This window comes from Sulfitobacter sp. G5_S2_6_S6, assembly GCF_054968505.1.
In genome coordinates, this window is the sequence record NZ_JBQKUI010000026.1 from 1 (window position 1) to 1,154 (window position 1,154).

Consider the following 1,154-nt stretch of genomic DNA (forward strand, 5'->3'; position numbering starts at 1 on the left):
TGGCTGGGATGGTAGGAAACCTCGCGTATCATTGTTTTGAATCGCCTTTTTTGCCCGAACAACAAAACCGGGGCAAAAGGTGGGGCGGTTTAAGCTCTAGCTCCCCCTGACAACTACACTAGAGCCCCCCGCTCTCAGGTTGGTAGCGGTGTGCCCATGATCTCCGTCACGTCTTTTGAGTTAACACCTCTGTTCAACAGGAAGTAGGCATATCCCCCGACGATTACGATCGAGATCAGACCTACGGCAATTGCCACCTCTCGGGCTACGGGGACACCTGCGATTACGATCAACGCCCCCTTCGATACCCCTGCGTTGACTGCGAGAGCCTCGATCACCGGTAGCCCTGCGATCTTAGCTACTAGAGCGCTGTTCATCGCACCAGCTCCTGACCCTACCGCTGAAAACGCAGATACCAACCCCGGGCTAACAGCGGCGGCTGTCTCAGAAACAACAATCAGCGCCCCGCTAGCCGTCTTCATTGCGAGGAAGGTAGACGTGGTGGCCGTGCCCAGCAGAGTTCCGGTGAAAGCTCCAACAGTTGCACCAGCAGCCCCTACTATGCCTGTAGCGATTGACGAAGCTGTACCCGAAATGATTAACGCTCCACCGTAAGCCCCCGCAGCCAGTGTAGTTCCTGCACCAACAACGGCAGCACCTGCTATCTTGGCCCCAACCACCGCATCCATATAGTCGATCTTCCCGTCACCATTGGCATCGAAGGTAGCTTTAGACGGGATCGCCTTGCTTCCCACCATCCTCGCTCCGTCGATGAAGTCTCGGTAATTGACCTTACCGTCGCCGTTCAAGTCGAACGCGCCTTTCGAAAAGGTCAGAGCGCCCCGAACTTTCTTAAAAACCATAATTTAATACCTACGCTATGAATATTAAGAGAACGATAGCGGGCGATCAGTCGAAAAACCTAAATAAAAAAGAAAAGTACGACAACCTCGGCCAGCACGAAGTCAGCCGACGGGTGAACTAACACCCGCGCCAAACTCGATCTGCATCAGTCAGCCACGGCTGCTGACGTCACTCGGGATACAGGCTCCGAGGGGAGGCTAGCTGAGGTTGCTAAACCCCGGAAGTTTGCTGTTTTCTGAATTAAGAACTGCTCTACTGGACTAAGGGGCCGTTCGCGGTTTTGATTGCAT

Annotated in this window: 1 protein-coding gene; it reads right to left on the reverse strand. The window is 54.1% G+C overall.

Features of this window, described 5'->3' with window-relative positions; translation table 11 throughout:
- Window positions 1-134: 134 nt before the first annotated feature.
- Complete coding sequence (locus tag ACTRWK_RS17500; protein ID WP_289084211.1) at window positions 135-863, reverse strand: EF-hand domain-containing protein; 729 nt, start codon at window positions 861-863, stop codon at window positions 135-137.
- Window positions 864-1,154 lie beyond the last annotated feature (291 nt).

Bases quoted from the DNA above. Each gene is read 5' to 3' on its own strand.
- ACTRWK_RS17500 (WP_289084211.1), bottom strand. From the start codon at position 863: ATGGTTTTTAAGAAAGTTCGGGGCGCTCTGACCTTTTCGAAAGGCGCG.